Here is a 17,487-nt window from a genome sequence, read left to right on the forward strand (position 1 = left end):
CGCGTGGTGAACCTGGCCCTGCGCTCCGGCCTGCGATGGAAGGTCAGCCTGTCCATCGCCGCGGTCAGCGCGCTCGTCGCCGTCGCGCTGAGCCTGGTGGTGCACAACGCCGCGCGCGTGTCCATGCTCGACAACAGCCGCGACGTGATGGACGAGCGGGTGCAGGTCGCCCAGAAGTGGTACAAGAAGACCGGTTACCCCCAGTTCGACGCTAAGATCGACGACCCGCGGCTGCCTCCGCAGCTGAGGGACGAGGTCGAGCAGGGCCTGCGCGCCACGTACCTGGAGGACAAGGGCAGCGGCGCGCCCGAGGTGTGGGCGGCGGTGCCGCTGGGCGACGGCCACGTGCTGTCGGTGCACAGCCGCTTCGCGGACCGCTTCACCGTCCTGGACGACCTCGACCGCGCCCTGGTCATCGGCTCGGTGTCGGTGGTGGTGTGCGGCATCGCGCTGGGCGTGCTCATCGGCGAGCAGCTGTCGCGGCGGCTGCGGAAGGCGGCCACGGCCGCGCGCAGGCTCGCCGAGGGCGACTCGGAGGTACGGGTGCGGGAGGCCATCGGCGGCCGGGTCCGGGACGAGACCGACGACCTCGCGCGGGCCGTCGACGGCATGGCCGAGGCGCTGCAACGGCGGCTGGAGGCCGAGCGGCGGGTCACCGCCGACATCGCGCACGAGCTGCGCACGCCGGTGACCGGGCTGCTCACCGCCGCCGAGCTGCTGCCCGAGGGGCGGCCCACGGAGCTGGTACGGGACCGGGCGCAGGCCATGCGGCAGCTCGTGGAGGACGTGCTGGAGGTCGCCCGGCTCGACGGGTTCGCCGAGCGCGCCGAACTCCAGGAGATCGAGCTGGCCGAGTTCGTGGCCCGCCGGGTGCGGATCATGGCCCCGGACGCGGAAGTCCGGCTGGTGCAGGACGCGCACGTCAGCACCGACCCGCGCCGCCTGGAACGCATCCTCGGCAACCTGCTGGCCAACTCCGCCAAGTACGGCAGGCCCCCGGTCGAGGTGACCGTCGAGGGCAGGCTGCTGCGGGTGCGCGACCACGGCCCCGGATTCCCGGCGGCGCTGCTGCGGGACGGCCCGAGCCGGTTCCGTACGGGCCGCGAGGACCGGGCCGGGAAGGGCCACGGGCTGGGGCTGACCATCGCCGCGGGCCAGGCGCGCGTGCTGGGCGCGCGCCTGACCTTCCGGAACGCCGAGCCGGCGGTCGACGGCGGGACGGGCGCGGTGGCGGTGCTGTGGCTGCCGGAGTCGGCGCCGACGAACACGGGCAGCTTCCCGGTGATCAACGTGCCGGACTGACCGGACTGACCGGACTGACCGGACTGACCGGACTGACCGGGCTGACCGGGCTGACCGGGCTGACCGGGCTGAGGGGCACCGCCGTACGGGGTGGTCGGCGCCCCGCGCCTCGGGTCAGACCTTCACGTGGTGGTGGCGCAGGAAGTCCAGCGGCTCGACGCCGGACCCGTAGTTCGGGGTCGTACGGATCTCGAAGTGCAGGTGCGGGCCGGTGGAATTGCCCGTGCTGCCCGCGCGGCCGATCTCCTGCCCGGTCTTCACCTTCTGGCCCACGTGGACCTCGACCTTCGACAGGTGCGCGTACTGCGAGTACGTGTTGTCGGCGTGCCGGATCACGATGGCGTTGCCGTACGCGGGACCGTCGCCCGCGCCGTTGCCGCCCGCCTTGACGACGGTGCCGCCGTGCACGGCGTCGACCCGGGTGCCGGTGGGCACGACGAAATCCTGGCCGCTGTGCTTGTGCTTCCAGTGGCTGCCGTCGATACCGAAAGTCGAGCCGACGGCGTAGGACGCGACCGGGGTTATCCAGGCGTGCGGATTGTGGCGCGCCGCCTTTCGCGCGGCGGCCTTCTTCGCCGCCTTCTTGGCCGCGGCCTTCTTGGCTGCCTTCTGCGCCGCCAGCCTGGCGTCCCGCTGCGCCTCCCGCTTGGCGGCGGCCTCCTTCTCGGCGGCCTTGTGCTGCGCGGCGGCCTGCTTCTGCACGGCCTGCTGGTCCACGTCGGCATGCTGGTCCACGGCCCGGCCGAGCGCGCTCGACGACGTCACGGACGCCACGTGGTCCGACGGCCCCTGCCCGGCCAGCGCCACCCCGGCACCGGCTCCGAGCGCGAGCGCGGCACCGAGTCCGACGCCCAGGACGGTCGTACGGGTGTGCTTGGCGGACGTGTCGGCGAGGTTGCTCGAATGTCGGGTCTTGGCACGCTTCAGCATTACGGCTAACTACCTCCGGGGAAATGAGCGGGTCCCGGGAGCGGTCCGGGACGGCTCATCCTTGGTAACCGGTGGCGGCCGCACGGCCAAGCGGCCCTCCTACTATCCTGGGCCGTAGCGCGGACGGTACAAATGATCAGGCGGCGCGGCCACTTCCGGAGATTCCGGGAATTGACGGCGGTGGCGTTTCTCGGGCCTGCTTCTATTCCCGCTAGTAGGCCGGTTTCCGGCTGTGCGGCATATCACCGCCGAGCGCACGGGAACGCGCGGTTGCCCGCACCGGGCGGCGGGTAACGCACTCCTCTGGGTCCTGTGTCAGCCACGGGCTGTAACCTGTCGGGCCAGGGTCGGACCACGCCATCGGGGGGATGGGACATGGATGCCGCAGTCATCGGCGCTCGGCTGGCGTCCAGCGCCGTGGCGCCGCTGGTCAGGAAGCTGTTCGTGGCGGACGGGCCGGGCGCGGGGCTGGTGGACAGGCCGGTGCGGGTGTCGTCGCTGGTGTCGTTCCGCGGCGAGAAGCGGACGCTGACCGACAGGGACCTGGAGAAGCTGGCGAAGGAACTGGTGGCGCGGGCGATCAAGGCGGCGGGGCCCGGCGAGCGGCCGTGCCCGGCCGATGAGGACGTGATCGTGGCCATGGCCCTCGCCCGGACTCTGGCGGCGCTGGGCGACCTGGCCATGGACGACGTACAGGCCGTGCGGCTGGGCGTCCTCGGCCTGACCCGGGATCTGTGCCGCTCGGCCGGCCGCCCCGACGCGATCCTGTCCCACGACGCGAACCTTTTCTACGACCAGCTGCTCGACTCCGCGTGCAGGCACATCCTGCACTTCTTCACGCAGCGCTCCAGCTTTGTCGCCCGAACGCTGGTCGAGCAGAGCCGCCAGCTCGCCGACCTGATCGTCAAGGTCGACATCCTGATCGAGCGCACACCGCCGCAGTCCGCGGAGACAGCCGACTTCGAGCAGCGGTACGCCGCGTATGTCGCGGGAAAGTACGGCACGCTGACCATCTTCGGTATCGACGTCGACCGCTCGGAGGCTACCTGGCCGCTGGACGCGGCGTACCTGAGCCTGGAGGCGGTCTCGGAACGGGGCGCCCCGGAGGCGCCGCAGCCCGCCGACCAGGCGCTCGCGGGCCGTGACCGGGTGCTGCTGCGCGGCGTGGCGGGCTCGGGCAAGACAACGCTCGTGCAGTGGCTCGCCGTATGCGCCGCCCGGCTGGAGCCGCCGCGTGGCATGGAGCAGCTGATCGGCCGAGTGCCGTTCGTACTGCCCCTGCGCACCATCGCCCGGAAAGACAGCCTGCCCGATCCCACCCACTTCCTGGCCGCCGTCAACAGCCCGCTGGCAGGCGCACAGCCCGCAGGCTGGGCGGACCGGGTGCTGACCGCCCGGCGCGGCCTGCTGCTGGTCGACGGCATCGACGAGATACCCGAGCGCGACCGGGAGCGCGTCCGGGCCTGGCTGAGCGACCTGCTGCTCGCCTACCCGGGCAACCTGTGGCTGGTCACCTCGCGCCCCTCGGCCGTGGCCGAGGACTGGCTGGCCGGACAGGGGTTCACCGAGTTCACCCTGTCGCCGATGAGCCGGGACGACATCGCCGCGTTCATCGACCGCTGGCACGACGCCGCGCGCGCCACCTGTCGAACGGACGAGGAGCGCGCGGCCCTGGACGGTTACCAGGCGGCCCTGCACACGGCCGTACGCACCAAGCAGGACCTCGCCCGGCTGGCCACCAACCCCCTGATGTGCGGCCTGATCTGCGCGCTGCACCGGGCGCGGCGCGGCTACCTGCCGCCCGGCCGCAAGGCGCTGTACGACGCGGCGCTCACCATGCTGCTGTCGCGCCGCGACACCGAGCGCGGCGTGCACGCTCCCGGCGATCCGCAGTTGGACGAGGAGCCGCAGATCCAGCTCCTCCAGCGGCTCGCGTACTACCTCATCCGCAACGGCGAGGCCGAGCTGGATCGGGGTGAAGCGGTGCGAATCATCGGCACCGCGCTGCCGTCGGTGCCCGCCGCGAGCGCGCTGGGCGACGCCGAGGCGATCCTGCGGCATCTGGTGCTGCGTACTGGCCTGCTGCGCCAGCCGTCCGCCGACACGGTCGACTTCGTGCACCGGACCTTCCAGGACTACCTGGGCGCCAAGGCCGCCGTGGAGGAGGGCGACTGGGGGCTGCTGGTCCGGAACGCCGACGACGCGCAGTGGGAGGACGTGATCCGGCTCGCGGTGGCGCACGCGCGCCCGCGCGAACGGGCCGAGCTGTTGCACAGGCTGCTGGACCGGGCACGGAGCGGCAGGCGTGGCCGCACCCGGACGACGCTGCTGGCCATGGCGTGCCTGGAGCAGGCGCCGGAGCTGGACGCGACGGTCAGGGAAGATGTGGTGCGACAGGCGGCCTCGCTGGTTCCGCCCAGGGACCTGGAACAGGCCCGGAAGCTCGCCGAGGTGGGGCCTCTGGTCCTCGAACTCCTGCCGCCGCCGGGCGGCCTGGACGAGAAGACGGCGACGGTCTGCGTGGTCGCCGCCTCCCACCTCCGTACGGACGCCGCCATCGCTTACCTGCGACAGTTCTGCGGCCATCCCAGCCTCGCGGTCCGCGCGCAGCTCACGTATGCCTGGTCGCGCTTCGACACCGAGCGGTACTTCGCCGAGGTGGTGTCGAGACTCGACCCGGACGAACTGTATTTCGTGGCCGGCAGCGAGGCGGAGCTGCGGCTCCTGCGCGAGGCGGGCGGCCGTCCCAGGATGCAGGTGGAGGGAGCCTTCGGGCCGGAAAGCCTGCTCGACCTCCTGCCGGGCGGACTGACCCACCTGCGGCTGCGTCACAACCACGCGGTCAGCGATCTGGCGTTCCTCGGCGCCTTCCCCCGCCTGCGGAGACTCACCCTGAGAAATTGCTCCGGCGTCCTGTCGCCGGAGCACGGGAGACCGCTGGCCGGGCTGGAGCGACTGGAGACGCTGGTAAGCCTGCACCTCGACCTTCCGACTTACCTCCAGCCCCAGCGGCCGGCGGTGTGCCCACCGCACCTGCACACGCTGTACTTCTCGGCACTCGGCACCGTGGACTGCCGGTGGCTGGCGGAGTCGTTCCCCCGCCTGCGCCACCTGTCGCTGGCGATCGACACGCCGGGCGCCGACGGACTGGACCTCACGCCGCTGCGCCGACTGCCCGATCTCCGATGGGTCCACGTCAACGGCCGAGACGTGTCCCGCGCCCTCCGGCATGAGGGCGCCAAGGTGACGGTGATCCCTGGCAGGGCACCCCGCGTGCGTATGGGCATTCCCGACGGCCCCGAGCCGTAGCCACCCACCACCACCGCGTCCCCGCCCGTCAAAAAGCTGTCAAAAATCAGGTCAGGATTCCCCCACCCGCCCGCTCGCCCGCTTTCACCGTCCGTATCCAGGAAACCGCACCCGACGATTCCCATACGCATTCCTGGTGAACCGGAAACCAACTCCCCACCCCACTTGTGTAGCTTGCAGCCACTTCCGCGCTCCCCCATACCACCCGGCCACCCCGTTCACCACCCCGCGCATGTCAATCACATGAACTACGCAGGGTGTCCACGACACCGGAAGCCCGGTTCGCCCGCCCCACCGACCCCCACCTAAAGGCTGTCCCGTAATCCCTGGTGGATCAGCGAGCGGCGTCAGATGCGGTCAATCGCAAGGCGGCGGAGCGTCCGAATAGTGGTTCTATTCGGACGTTTCGCCAACGCCGCGAGTGGCCGTAGCTGGCGTCGGGAGCCCGCCAGGGATTGCGGGACAGCCTTTAAGCTCCTAAGGCTCGGCAAGATCCAACAAATGCGAACACGCCCGGGGAGGAAGACATGGTGCGGGCGGCGGAGTCCAGCGGTCACACCGGCGAGCGCTCCACGCCGGTGTCCATCTCCATCGCCTGCCTGCTCCCCGCCGACTCCCCCCCGGACGGCGGGCGAGGACCCCGACCACGTCCGCACCCTCGCCGAGTGCGGCGCCGAGCTGCGGCCGATCCTCGTGCACCGGTCGACCATGCGCGTCATCGACGGCATGCACCGGGTGCGGGCCGCGCTGCTGCGCGGGCGGCGGGACATCGAGGCGGAGTTCTTCGACGGGGACGAGCGGGAGGCGTTCGTGCTCGCAGTGGAGGCGAACACCGCGCACGGGCTGCCGCTGTCGCTCGCCGACCGTACGGCCGCCGCCGAGCGCATCATCCGGTCGCATCCGTACTGGTCGGACCGGGCGATCGCGTCGGCCACCGGGCTCACCGCGAAGACAGTGGCGGCCGTCCGGCGGCGTTCAAGCGGGAAGGTTCCACAGTCGAACGTACGGGTCGGCCGGGACGGGCGGCTGCGGCCGCTGAACGTCGCCGACGGGCGGCGGCGGGCCGGTGAGCTGCTGGTCCGCCACCCCGACGCGCCGCTGCGGCAGATCGCCAAGTCCGCCGGAGTGTCGCTGGGCACGGTCGCGGACGTACGGCAGCGGCTGCGCCGGGGCGAGGATCCGGTGCCCGCCAAGCAGCGCGCCGCCGAGCTGCGGACGGCCGAGCGGCAGACCGTGGGGCCGGTCGTCGGGCAGGCCGCTGCCGCCGGGCTCGGGCCCTGGCCCCTCGGCCCGGACGGCCGCCCGGCCGACCCCGGCCCGGCCGCGCGCGAAGACCCGCCTCGGGACAGCGAGCTGACCAGGCTCCAGAGCCTGCGCCGCGACCCCTCCCTGCGGTTCACCGAGGGCGGCCGCGCCCTGCTGCGCTGGCTGGACATCCAGGTGACTCCTCCCCCTGGATGAATCCGGGGGGCTTCTCCTGTCGGTGGCTAGGCCACGTCGGGAAGGACCAGCCCGGCCCTGATAGCGACGTTGAGTGCACCGACCTGATCGGCGTTGGCGGTGTGGCCGCACTGGACGCAGGTAAGGCCACCGCCTCATCCCTCCCGCCACGGGCCGTCAGCAGGCTGGTCCAGCCTGCTCGTCGGCGTGCTCACCCGTGTACAAGTCGGTCCGTTGACACGAAATCCTCGCCGCTGGCACGGTGTTGCTCCACCCGCACCGCCGTGTATGCCGAGCGGCTGCGCGGCCGCACGGTGGTCTGGCCGATCGGGGCCATCGAGCAGCACGGCCCGCACCTGCCGCTGTCCGTGGACGCCGTGCTCGCCGAGGAGTTCGCCCGCCAGATCGCGTACGAGCTGGACGGTTTCACGCTGCCCGTGCAGGCCGTGGCGGCCCGCTCGCTGCCGACGAGCGGCGGCGGGCTGGCCTTCCCCGGCACGCTGTACGTCAGCGGCGACTCGCTCGTACGGTTCCTGCGCGAGGCGGCCCGCTCGCTGGCCGCGCTGCCGTTCGAGCGGCTGATCGTCGTCAACGGCCACTACAAGAACGAGCCGTTCGTCTTCGAGGCCCTGGACGACCTGCGCGAGCGCGGGCTCGCGGAGGGCAAGGAGATCGTCGCGTTCAGCTGGTGGAGCCTGGTGGAGGACTCCTGGTTGCGCGCCGAGGTCGGCGACTTCCCCGGCTGGCACGCCGAGCACGCCGGGCTCACCGAGACCAGCCTCATGCTCTTCCTCCGCCCCGACCTGGTCTCCGACCTGCGGCCGGACCACGACCGCCCGCCGCGGGCGGGCCTGTACCTGCACCCGGTGGACGTGGCGCGGACGACCAACCAGGGCGTGCTCTCCTCGACCTCCGGCTCCAGCGCGGAGCTGGGCGAGAAGCTGTTCTGGCACGTGGTCTCGCAGGCCGTCGCGCTCGTACGGGAGGGGTACGGGCTGGTGCGGCCCGGACGTAGCACGCCCTCCTGACCGCCTCGCCCCGCGCCGCGGTGCGCGACCGGCTCGTACGCCCTCTGGCGCGGGCGGGCGCGTGGCGCCACGGGCGGGCGCGCGGTGGCGCACCCGCCGCGCGCCCGCCCGTGGCTGTCCGGGGGCGCGCCCTACGGGCTTCCGGTGCGGGGCCGCCCGTACGGCGGGCGTACGCGCCGGTCGTACGCCGATGCCGACCGTACGCGCGGTCGTACCGGCGGCGCGCGGCCTGCCGTACGCCGTACGCGCGGGGTCGGCATCGCCCGGGTCACGGGTCGGCCCTCGGCGCCCCGTCGCCTTCCGGGCCCGCCCCGTGCGGCGCGGCGGGCCGGAGCATGACGGCGGCGAGCGCGGCGGTCAGCGCGAGCACCGCCGTGGCCGCCAGCATGACCACGGTGAACCCCTGGTCGTACGCGTGCCGCGCGGCCTGGCGCAGCAGGCCCGCGGCCGGCGGGCCGAGCCGGTCGGCGACATCGTAGGCGTCCCCGATGGACTCCCGCGCGTGGTCGCGGTCCGCGCCCGGCACGCCGGAGACGGACGGCAGGGCCGTGCGGTACGTGGCGGCGAGCGCCGTGCCGAGGACGGCGACGCCCAGGCCCGCGCCCAGCTCGAACGACGTCTCCTGGATCGCGGCCGCCTCGCCCGCCCGGTGCGGGTCGGCCGAGGCCATGATCGAGTCGGCGCCCAGGGTCATGACCACGCCCGCGCCGACGCCGGAGGCCACGAGCGTGACGATCACGACGCCGTGGTGCCCGGGCCCGCCGCAGGCGGTCAGGAACGCCGGCGCGGCGGCGAACAGGGCGAGCGCGCCGGTGACCGCCCACCGGTTGCCCCAGCGGTGCGCGGCCCACGGCGCGAGCACCGCGCCGACCGCGCTGGAGGCGGCCAGCGGCATCAGGACCAGCCCGGCGTGCAGCGGCGAGTAGCCGCCGACCTGCTGGAACCACTGGGTGAAGAAGAACAGCAGCGCCGTGTAGCTGCCGAAGCAGCCGATGACGCACAGGGTGGCGGCGGTGAAGCGCCGGTCGGCGAAGAGCGTGAAGTCCAGCAGGGGGTGGGCCAGCCGCCGCTGCCGCGCCACGAAGGCGGTCAGCAGCCCGGCGCCCGCGACCGCGCACACCGCGACCGCCACGTCGACGCCCACCTGCTCGCCGGCCTGCTTCAGCGCGTACACCGCCGCCGCCAGGCCGGTGATCGACAGGGCGACGCCGGCCAGGTCCCACGGGCGCGGCGCGGGGTTGCGCGACTCGGGGATCACGCGGGCGCCCACCAGCAGGATGACGGCGATGATCGGCACGTTGACCAGGAAGACCGAGCCCCACCACCAGTGCTGGAGCAGCGCGCCGCCGACCAGCGGCCCGATGGTGGCGCCCACGCTGTGCGCGGAGGTCCAGACGCCGATGGCCGTGGCCCGCTCCCGGTCGTCGGTGAAGACCACCCGGATGATCGCCACCGTCGACGCCATGATCATCGCGGCGCCGGCGCCGAGGGCCACCCGGGCCAGGATCAGCTCGGTCGTGGTGCGGGACAGGGCGGCGGCGGCCGACGCCAGGCCGAACAGCGCGAACCCGGACAGCACCAGCCGCTTGCGGCCGACGCGGTCGCCCAGCGTGCCGCAGGTCACCAGCAGCGCGGCGAGGGTGAGCGAGTAGATGTCCACGATCCACAGCAGCTGCACCCCGCTGGGGTGCAGCTCGCGGCTGAGGCTGGGCACCGCGCCGTGGGTGACGGTCAGGTCGATGCCGCACAGCAGCAGGCTCACGCACAGCACCGCGAGCACCGCCCACCGCCGCGGATCGCGCGGCTCGGCGTCGGCATCGGCGTCGGCGTCGGCGTCGGCGTCGGCGTCCGGCGGGACGTCACCCGGTAGCGCCGGGCCCGGTGGCGCCGCCGCCGTGACGGAGTCCGGCATCCCGTTTCCCATGCCGCGACTATCGTGGGGCCGGTTCGGTGTTCACAAGTACGGTCTTTTTTGTGCGGTAGTACCAGCCGGGGTACCGATGCTGGTCAGCCGCTTGTCTGGTCTGAACGGGGAGGTGGGGCCCGTGCGGGGCCCGGTGGACGGCACTCCGGACCAGTGCGCGGTGGAGATCGCCATGGAGGTGCTGGGCGGCCGCTGGAAGCTGGCCATCATCAAGCAGCTCTTCACCGGCACCCAGCGCTTCGGCGAGCTGCGGCGGGCGCTGCCGGGGGTCACGCAGCGGATGCTGACCCGGCAGCTGCGCGAGCTGGAGGCGGACGGGCTGATCGTGCGGACGGTCTACCGGGAGGCGCCGCCGAAGGTCGAGTACGCGCTGTCGGACACCGGGCGCAGCCTGGAGCAGATCACGGAGCTGCTGGACACGTGGGGCCGGTGGTACCGCGACCAGGCGCCCCGGCCTGCCTCCTCCCCCGGCGGCCCGGCCCGCGACGTCTGACACCCCGCTCGTACGGGCCGTACGGGCCGGAGGCTGCTCGTACGGCCCGCCCGCGGGCATGCCGAGGGGCCCGCCCCGGCCGCCGTACGCACGTACGAACGGTCCAGGGCGGGCCCCTGCGGCTTACGGTCGGCCTTACGGCCTGCCGCGTGCTACTAGGCGTCCTTGCTGAGGTTCGGCCCCGCGCTGCCCGTCGCCGACTCGATCGGCGGCGTGTCCGGCAGGGCGGACTTCTCCTCGCCGCGGAAGGTGAACGTCTTCGCGTCGCCCTCGCCCTCGGTGTCCACGACCACGATGTGACCGGGGCGCAGCTCGCCGAAGAGGATCTTCTCGGAGAGCGTGTCCTCGATCTCGCGCTGGATGGTCCGGCGCAGCGGCCGGGCGCCCAGCACCGGGTCGTAGCCCTTGGTCGCGAGCAGCTTCTTGGCCTCGCCGCTGAGCTCGATGCCCATGTCGCGGTCCTTCAGCCGCTCGTCCACCTTGGCCAGCATCAGGTCGACAATCTGGATGATGTCTTCCTGCGAGAGCTGGTGGAAGACGACCGTGTCGTCCACGCGGTTGAGGAACTCGGGGCGGAAGTGCTGCTTCAGCTCCTCGTTGACCTTGGCCTTCATCCGCTCGTAGCCGGTCTTCACGTCGCCCTGGGCGGCGAAGCCCAGGTTGAAGCCCTTGGAGATGTCCCGGGTGCCGAGGTTGGTCGTCATGATGATGACCGTGTTCTTGAAGTCCACGACCCGGCCCTGGGAGTCGGTCAGGCGACCGTCCTCCAGGATCTGGAGCAGCGAGTTGAAGATGTCCGGGTGGGCCTTCTCGACCTCGTCGAAGAGGACCACGGAGAACGGCTTGCGGCGCACCTTCTCGGTGAGCTGGCCGCCCTCCTCGTAGCCCACGTATCCGGGCGGGGAGCCGAACAGCCGCGAGACGGTGTGCTTCTCGCTGAACTCGGACATGTCGAGGGAGATCAGCGCGTCCTCGTCGCCGAACAGGAACTCGGCGAGGGTCTTGCTCAGCTCCGTCTTACCGACGCCGGACGGGCCGGCGAAGATGAACGAGCCACCGGGCCGCTTGGGGTCCTTCAGGCCCGCGCGGGTGCGCCGGATGGCCTGGGAGAGCGCCTTGATGGCGTCCCGCTGGCCGATGACGCGCTTGTGCAGCTCGTCCTCCATGCGCAGCAGGCGGGAGGACTCCTCCTCGGTGAGCTTGAACACCGGGATGCCGGTGGCCGTGGCCAGGACCTCGGCGATCAGCTCGTCGTCCACCTCGGCGACGACGTCCATGTCGCCGGCCTTCCACTCCTTCTCCCGCTTCGCCTTGGCGGCCAGGAGCTGCTTCTCCTTGTCGCGCAGGCCCGCGGCCATCTCGAAGTCCTGCGAGTCGATCGCGGACTCCTTCTCCCGGCGCACGTCGGCGATCTTCTCGTCGAACTCGCGCAGGTCCGGCGGCGCGGTCATGCGGCGGATGCGCATCCGGGAGCCGGCCTCGTCGATGAGGTCGATCGCCTTGTCCGGCAGGAAGCGGTCGGAGATGTACCGGTCGGCCAGGGTGGCCGCGGCGACCAGCGCCGAGTCGGTGATGGAGACGCGGTGGTGCGCCTCGTACCGGTCGCGCAGACCCTTGAGGATCTCGATGGTGTGCGGCAGCGAGGGCTCGGCGACCTGGATGGGCTGGAAGCGGCGCTCCAGGGCCGCGTCCTTCTCCAGGTGCTTGCGGTACTCGTCCAGCGTGGTGGCGCCGATGGTCTGCAGCTCGCCGCGCGCCAGCATCGGCTTGAGGATGCTCGCGGCGTCGATCGCGCCCTCGGCGGCGCCCGCGCCCACCAGGGTGTGCAGCTCGTCGATGAACAGAATGATGTCGCCGCGGGTGCGGATCTCCTTGAGCACCTTCTTCAGGCGCTCCTCGAAGTCACCGCGGTAACGGGAGCCGGCGACCAGGGCGCCGAGGTCCAGGGTGTAGAGGTGCTTGTCCTTCAGGGTCTCGGGCACCTCGCCCTTGACGATGGCCTGGGCCAGGCCCTCGACCACGGCGGTCTTGCCGACGCCGGGCTCGCCGATGAGGACCGGGTTGTTCTTGGTGCGGCGGGACAGCACCTGCATGACCCGCTCGATCTCCTTCTCGCGCCCGATGACCGGGTCGAGCTTGGTCTCGCGGGCCGCCTGGGTGAGGTTGCGGCCGAACTGGTCGAGGACCAGGGACGTGGACGGCGTGCCCTCGGACGGGCCGCCGGCCGTGGCGGCCTCCTTGCCGCCCTGGTAGCCGGAGAGCAACTGGATGACCTGCTGGCGCACCCGGTTGAGGTCGGCGCCCAGCTTCACGAGGACCTGGGCGGCGACGCCCTCGCCCTCGCGGATCAGGCCGAGCAGGATGTGCTCGGTGCCGATGTAGTTGTGGCCGAGCTGGAGGGCCTCGCGGAGCGACAGCTCCAGGACCTTCTTGGCACGGGGCGTGAAGGGGATGTGACCGGACGGGGCCTGCTGGCCCTGGCCGATGATCTCCTCCACCTGCTGGCGGACCGCCTCGAGCGAAATCCCGAGGCTCTCCAGGGCCTTAGCGGCGACACCCTCACCCTCGTGGATCAGGCCCAGGAGGATGTGCTCGGTGCCGATGTAGTTGTGGTTGAGCATCCGGGCCTCTTCCTGAGCCAGGACGACAACCCGCCGCGCGCGGTCGGTGAACCTCTCGAACATCGTTAATCGCTCCTCAGAGCGGTCAGGCAGATCGGGGACGGTCCCCTCCCTGTCCTTCCGCATGCTAGTCCCGCGACACGGGACAGCTCATTCCAACTGCCGACGTCCCGGGGAGCCGCCCCCGCCCGCGCGGGGAGCGCGATCGCTGGCCTCCCGCCCCGAACAGCCGACAACTGCTCCAACCCGATGGTGCGAGACGATGTTCCCGCGAGCCAGGCGTCCACCCGGACCGTGACTACGCCCACGGCGAACGTCGCATTCCCCGACACGCGGGCCGAACGCCCTGCCGTCCTGGTCATACGCCTCCCTCCGCCGCCCGCGGACCGCCTGGCACCGCAGATGTCCGCCGGCACCGGTCCCGCTACCGGTCTCTTACCCCCAAGCATTCACACTCCATGCGGCGCGGGACCTCTACATCCGCTACGGGCGAACACCCTTGCGCCCCTCTTGCACCCCTGTTCGCCACCACTTCGCCACCGTCCGCGGCGGGCGGTGGCGGGACGGGCGGGGCGGGAGCGTGTGCGTGGCGTCAGGGGGCGCGTACGGAGCGGGGTGGGGGCGCGTACGGGAGCGCGCGGCTGCGGGGCGCGGTGCCGGGCGGCCGGCGGCAGCCCGCGAGCGACCGGGACAGCCTGCGGGCGGCCTGGGCAGGGCGTACGGCGGCCCGGCAGGGCTCTGCCCGTGGACACGGCCGCCCGCGGAGGGTCGCTGGGGTGGACCGGCCGGGGTGGACCGGCCGGCCGGTGATCCGCCGCCGGGGTGGATCCGCGGCCGCGTGGGTCCCCAGGGGATCCGGTCCCGGGGGATCCACTGGGTGGAGCGGTTGGGGGAGCGGCTGGGTGGAGGGGCGACGCGCAGGCCCTGGCGCGGTCGGGGATGCGGCCGACCGCACACCGCGCGCGTCGCGGCCCGTCCGGCCCCGTGGCCGGTCACCCGGCCACCGGGGGGCCTGGTGCCCTGGCCCGGAGGGGCCGGGGTCGCAGGAGGCCGCGCGAGGGGTGCGGCCTCCCGAGCCGCAGTGCGAGGCGGGGGCGTCCCCCACCGTGGCACGTCGCGGGGGCGATGGGGGCGCCCCCGGCCTGATGCGGCGGTACTTCAGCTGTTCGCCTTCTCGTATGCCTCACGCACGGACGCCGGAACGCGGCCACGGTCGTTGACCTCGTACCCGTTCTCCTTCGCCCAAGCGCGGATCTTGGCGGTGTCCTGGCCGGAGCTGGAGGGCGTCCGCACCTTGCCGCCACGGGTGCCGGTCGAGCGGCCACCGGTGCGACGGCCGTTCCTCGTGTACGGCTCAAGCGCCTCACGCAGCTTGTCCGCGTTATCGGTGGTGAGGTCGATCTCGTAGGTCTTGCCGTCCAGCGCGAACGTCACCGTCTCGTCAGCCTCGACGCCGTCGAGGTCGTCGACAAGAAGGACCTGAACCTTCTGTGCCATGGGGTTCCTTTCCGGGATACCGGGGGTCGGGGCCGGCGGCCTGGCTAAGCCGCCGATGCTCACTGCCCCCAGTAATTACACACTACGAGAGAATAGCAAAGCGTCTATCCCGGAAAAACACAAACCCCTGGGAGGGTTCGACGGGCGGCGCGGGTGGGAAGCCTGACGGAAGCCACCGTTCCGGAGCTATGCGATAGGGGAGCGATTCGGACATAGGGACCGCGGTCACAGTTGCAGAAGCATCCGGCTGTTGCCAAGGGTGTTCGGCTTCACCCGTTCGAGACCCAGGAACTCGGCGACGCCCTCGTCATAGGAGCGCAGCAGCTCGCTGTAGACATCCCCGTCCACAGGGGTCTCGCCGATCTCCACGAAGCCGTGCTTGGCGAAGAAGCCGACTTGGAAGGTGAGGCAGAAAATCCGCCGGACGCCCAGCCGGCGGGCCGTCTGCAATAGCTTGTCCAGCAGCAGGTGGCCCACGCCGTGGCCCTTCAGCGCCGGGTCGACGGCGAGAGTGCGCACCTCGGCCAGGTCCTCCCACATGACGTGCAGCGCCCCGCAGCCAATGACCTCCCCGCCGTCGTCCCGCTCCGCGACCCAGAACTCCTGGATGTCCTCGTAAAGTGTCACGGTCGCTTTGTCGAGCAGGATGCGGTCGGCGGCGTAGGTGTCGATGAGGCGGCGCACCGCCCGCACATCGCCGGTCCGGGCGCGGCGGACGGTGACTGCTTTTGCTGGAACGGGCATGCTCGGACGCTATCGCCCCACCTCAGGACCCCGCCTCACCGGGGCGGTCCCCGGGGGGCGCGCCCAGCCGCACGACCCGCATGGCGTCCCGCAGCGCCGCCCGCTGCTCCTCGGACATCATGCCGAAGAAGGCGACCAGCGCGGCAGCCGGGTTGTCACTGGCGGACCACGCCTCGTTCATGAGTGCGGCCGCGTAGGCGGCGCGGGTGCTGACGGCCGCATATCGATAGGCGCGGCCTTCCGCCTCCCGGCGCAGCCAGCCCTTCTGGTGGAGGTTGTCCATTACGGTCATGACCGTGGTGTAGGCGATGGAGCGTTCCCGCTGCAGGTCCTCCAGGACTTCCCGCACCGTGACCGGGCGGTTCCACTGCCAGACCCGCGTCATGACCGCGTCTTCGAGCTCTCCCAATGGCCGTGGCACACCTGAATACTAGTCCGAGACGTCCACAAATGTCCGTTTACCAGGCAGGCGAAAAGGTGTCCGGGATCCGGAACATCGCACGGTGTGCACGGCGGTAACACGTGGTGTAAGGCGGGAGGACGGGATGGGGCGGGGGATACCGGGCCGACGGCCGGGCGGATAGGGGGCCCGGTGGACCGGAGGATAGGGCCGGCCGTCGGCGGAAGGGGATACGGGGCGCGGTGGGTGGGGGATAGCTGCCGCGGTGGGTGGGGGATAGCTGCCGCGGCGGGCGGGGGATAGCCGCCGCGGCGGGCGGAGGATCGGGGGGATACCGGGCCCGGCGGGCCGCTCCGAATCGATCGGAACCCGGCCGGGGCCCGTTCAGGACGTGTCCGCGTCTGTTCGGAATGGGGACACGGTTCGCTCGGGAAAGGTTCCGACGCGCTCAGGACTCGTCGGGCCGCGCCTGCCGGGCGGCTTCGGCCCGCGTCAGCGCGGCGTCCACCGCGGCGTCCTCCTTGGCCTTGTTCGCGCCGCCCTGGCTCTTCACGATCGTCTTGATCAGCGCCACGAAGGCCACCGCCATCACGAACGGCGGGATCAGCGCGGAGACGTAATCCATGGCTGTCGGCCTCCTTCTGCCGGGGGCCGCCGCAAGCGGCCCGATGACCGCGGTGTGACTGCCTTGTGCGGGAAATGCCTACAAGAGTACGAGGTGCGCGGCGAGCCGCGGAAAGCGGTCTCGGGACGGCGCCTTGGGCGCGCCGGGCCGGGTGGTGGCGTGTGGTCCGGGGGCGGTGGCGTTCAGCCGGAGCGGCAGGGGCGGACGCGGATCGTGCGGTGGTTTCGGGGGCGGCGGGGTGCGCGGCGGGGCTGGTGCGAGACGGCGGGCGCGGCGGGCGCGGCGGAACGGCGGGCGCGGCGGGGCTTGGCACGCCGGGGGCGGCGGGGTCGGGCTCCGTGGCGGGAGTGCCGGAGCCCGGTCGGCCGGGCTCCGGCCCGGGCCGAGATCCCGGGTCCAGCCCGGGCCCGGCGGGGGCCGCGGGCCCGCCGGGGCCGGACCGGACCCGGCCCGAACCCGGCTCCGTCGGGACCCGGCTCCGCCCGCCTCCATCCCCGGCTCGACTCGGCTCCGTCCGGCCCGGCTCGGCTCGGCCCCGGCCCGGCTCTGTCGGCCCCGTCGGGNCGAACCCGGCTCCGTCGGGACCCGGCTCCGCCCGCCTCCATCCCCGGCTCGACTCGGCTCCGTCCGGCCCGGCTCGGCTCGGCCCCGGCCCGGCTCTGTCGGCCCCGTCGGGTTCCGGCTCTGCCGCCCACGAGCCGAGGGCGGCGGGCCGGGGACGGCGGCCAGGAGCGGCCTCCTGGTCGCGCGGCCCGGGCGGCGGCCGGAGCGGCCCCCTGGCCAGGCGTGCTCAGGCCGGGCAGGTCGCGCGGCCTCGCCGTACCGCGGCGGCGGCGCGGCCCTGCCGTACCAGGCTCCCCCGGGGCCACGCCTCGCCCTCCGCCGGGCAGGCCGACGCGAGCCGGGGGCCGGCGGCCTGCCCGTGCCGGCCGTCGCCCTCCGGCGGGCGGGCCGGGCGGCGCTTGGGCGGGAACACCTCGGCCGGGGTCGGCACCGGGCGGCGCCCCGGACTCGGCGCCGGGCGGGGTTCGGCCGGGCGGGGCTCCTCGCGGTCGCCGGGCGGCGGCGCGGGGGGCTTCTTGCGCGGCTCACGCGGCGACTCGGCGGGCTGCCGGTCGGCCGCGACCGCGACCGGCACGGTGACCGCACCGGCGACCGCACCGGCGAGCGGCCC

General features: G+C 72.8%; 12 protein-coding genes and 1 pseudogene. 5 read left to right on the forward strand and 8 right to left on the reverse strand.

Annotated elements, in window-relative coordinates; all coding sequences use genetic code 11:
• Window positions 1-3 precede the first annotated feature (3 nt).
• Window positions 4-1,302, forward strand: coding sequence for a two-component system sensor histidine kinase CseC (gene cseC / locus RKE29_RS09260; protein WP_312004618.1), 1,299 nt, complete (start codon window positions 4-6; stop codon window positions 1,300-1,302).
• Window positions 1,303-1,416: 114 nt separating this feature from the next.
• On the opposite strand, the gene RKE29_RS09265 is transcribed toward cseC, so the two are convergent.
• Complete coding sequence (locus tag RKE29_RS09265) at window positions 1,417-2,232, reverse strand: M23 family metallopeptidase (protein WP_312004620.1); 816 nt, start codon at window positions 2,230-2,232, stop codon at window positions 1,417-1,419.
• A gap of 375 nt (window positions 2,233-2,607) precedes the next feature.
• Between RKE29_RS09265 and RKE29_RS09270 the strand changes: the two genes are divergently transcribed.
• From RKE29_RS09270 to RKE29_RS09280, 3 genes are all read left to right on the forward strand, one after another.
• On the forward strand, window positions 2,608-5,541 hold the full coding sequence (locus RKE29_RS09270) for an NACHT domain-containing protein (RefSeq protein ID WP_312004621.1): 2,934 nt from the start codon (window positions 2,608-2,610) through the stop codon (window positions 5,539-5,541).
• Between the two features lie 708 nt (window positions 5,542-6,249).
• Window positions 6,250-7,002 carry a streptomycin biosynthesis protein gene (locus tag RKE29_RS09275; RefSeq protein ID WP_312004623.1) on the forward strand — a complete coding sequence of 251 codons (753 nt, stop codon included), beginning with the start codon at window positions 6,250-6,252 and terminating at the stop codon, window positions 7,000-7,002.
• Window positions 7,003-7,265: 263 nt separating this feature from the next.
• The gene (locus tag RKE29_RS09280) at window positions 7,266-8,009 is read left to right on the forward strand and encodes a creatininase family protein (protein WP_312004624.1); all 744 of its coding nucleotides are present in this window, start codon (window positions 7,266-7,268) and stop codon (window positions 8,007-8,009) included.
• A 268-nt stretch (window positions 8,010-8,277) separates the two neighbouring features.
• On the opposite strand, the gene RKE29_RS09285 is transcribed toward RKE29_RS09280, so the two are convergent.
• Window positions 8,278-9,933 (reverse strand): MFS transporter, encoded by a 1,656-nt coding sequence (locus tag RKE29_RS09285; protein ID WP_312004625.1) that lies wholly within the window; start codon window positions 9,931-9,933, stop codon window positions 8,278-8,280.
• Window positions 9,934-10,054: 121 nt separating this feature from the next.
• Here RKE29_RS09285 and RKE29_RS09290 point away from each other — a divergent pair, with 121 nt between their 5' ends.
• The gene (locus tag RKE29_RS09290; protein ID WP_312004626.1) at window positions 10,055-10,426 is read left to right on the forward strand and encodes a helix-turn-helix domain-containing protein; all 372 of its coding nucleotides are present in this window, start codon (window positions 10,055-10,057) and stop codon (window positions 10,424-10,426) included.
• Between the two features lie 155 nt (window positions 10,427-10,581).
• Here the strand turns inward: RKE29_RS09290 and RKE29_RS09295 are convergent, their stop codons facing one another.
• From RKE29_RS09295 to RKE29_RS09320, 6 genes and pseudogenes are all read right to left on the reverse strand, one after another.
• Entirely contained in the window at window positions 10,582-13,110 is a 2,529-nt protein-coding gene (locus tag RKE29_RS09295) for an ATP-dependent Clp protease ATP-binding subunit (protein ID WP_312004627.1), read from the reverse strand.
• A gap of 1,095 nt (window positions 13,111-14,205) precedes the next feature.
• Window positions 14,206-14,544, reverse strand: coding sequence for an Lsr2 family protein (locus RKE29_RS09300; protein WP_312004628.1), 339 nt, complete (start codon window positions 14,542-14,544; stop codon window positions 14,206-14,208).
• A gap of 225 nt (window positions 14,545-14,769) precedes the next feature.
• Window positions 14,770-15,288: an amino-acid N-acetyltransferase gene (locus tag RKE29_RS09305; protein ID WP_312004629.1), complete on the reverse strand. Its 519-nt coding sequence runs from the start codon at window positions 15,286-15,288 to the stop codon at window positions 14,770-14,772.
• Window positions 15,289-15,310: 22 nt separating this feature from the next.
• A complete protein-coding gene (locus RKE29_RS09310; protein WP_312004630.1) occupies window positions 15,311-15,709 on the reverse strand; it encodes a BlaI/MecI/CopY family transcriptional regulator in 399 nt (132 codons plus the stop codon).
• Between the two features lie 427 nt (window positions 15,710-16,136).
• Window positions 16,137-16,313, reverse strand: coding sequence for a hypothetical protein (locus RKE29_RS09315; RefSeq protein WP_312004631.1), 177 nt, complete (start codon window positions 16,311-16,313; stop codon window positions 16,137-16,139).
• A gap of 790 nt (window positions 16,314-17,103) precedes the next feature.
• Window positions 17,104-17,487: pseudogene (locus RKE29_RS09320) on the reverse strand (hypothetical protein); the annotation flags it as partial.

Source organism: Streptomyces sp. B1866 (assembly GCF_031932565.1).
Taxonomy (GTDB): Bacteria; Actinomycetota; Actinomycetes; order Streptomycetales; family Streptomycetaceae; genus Streptomyces.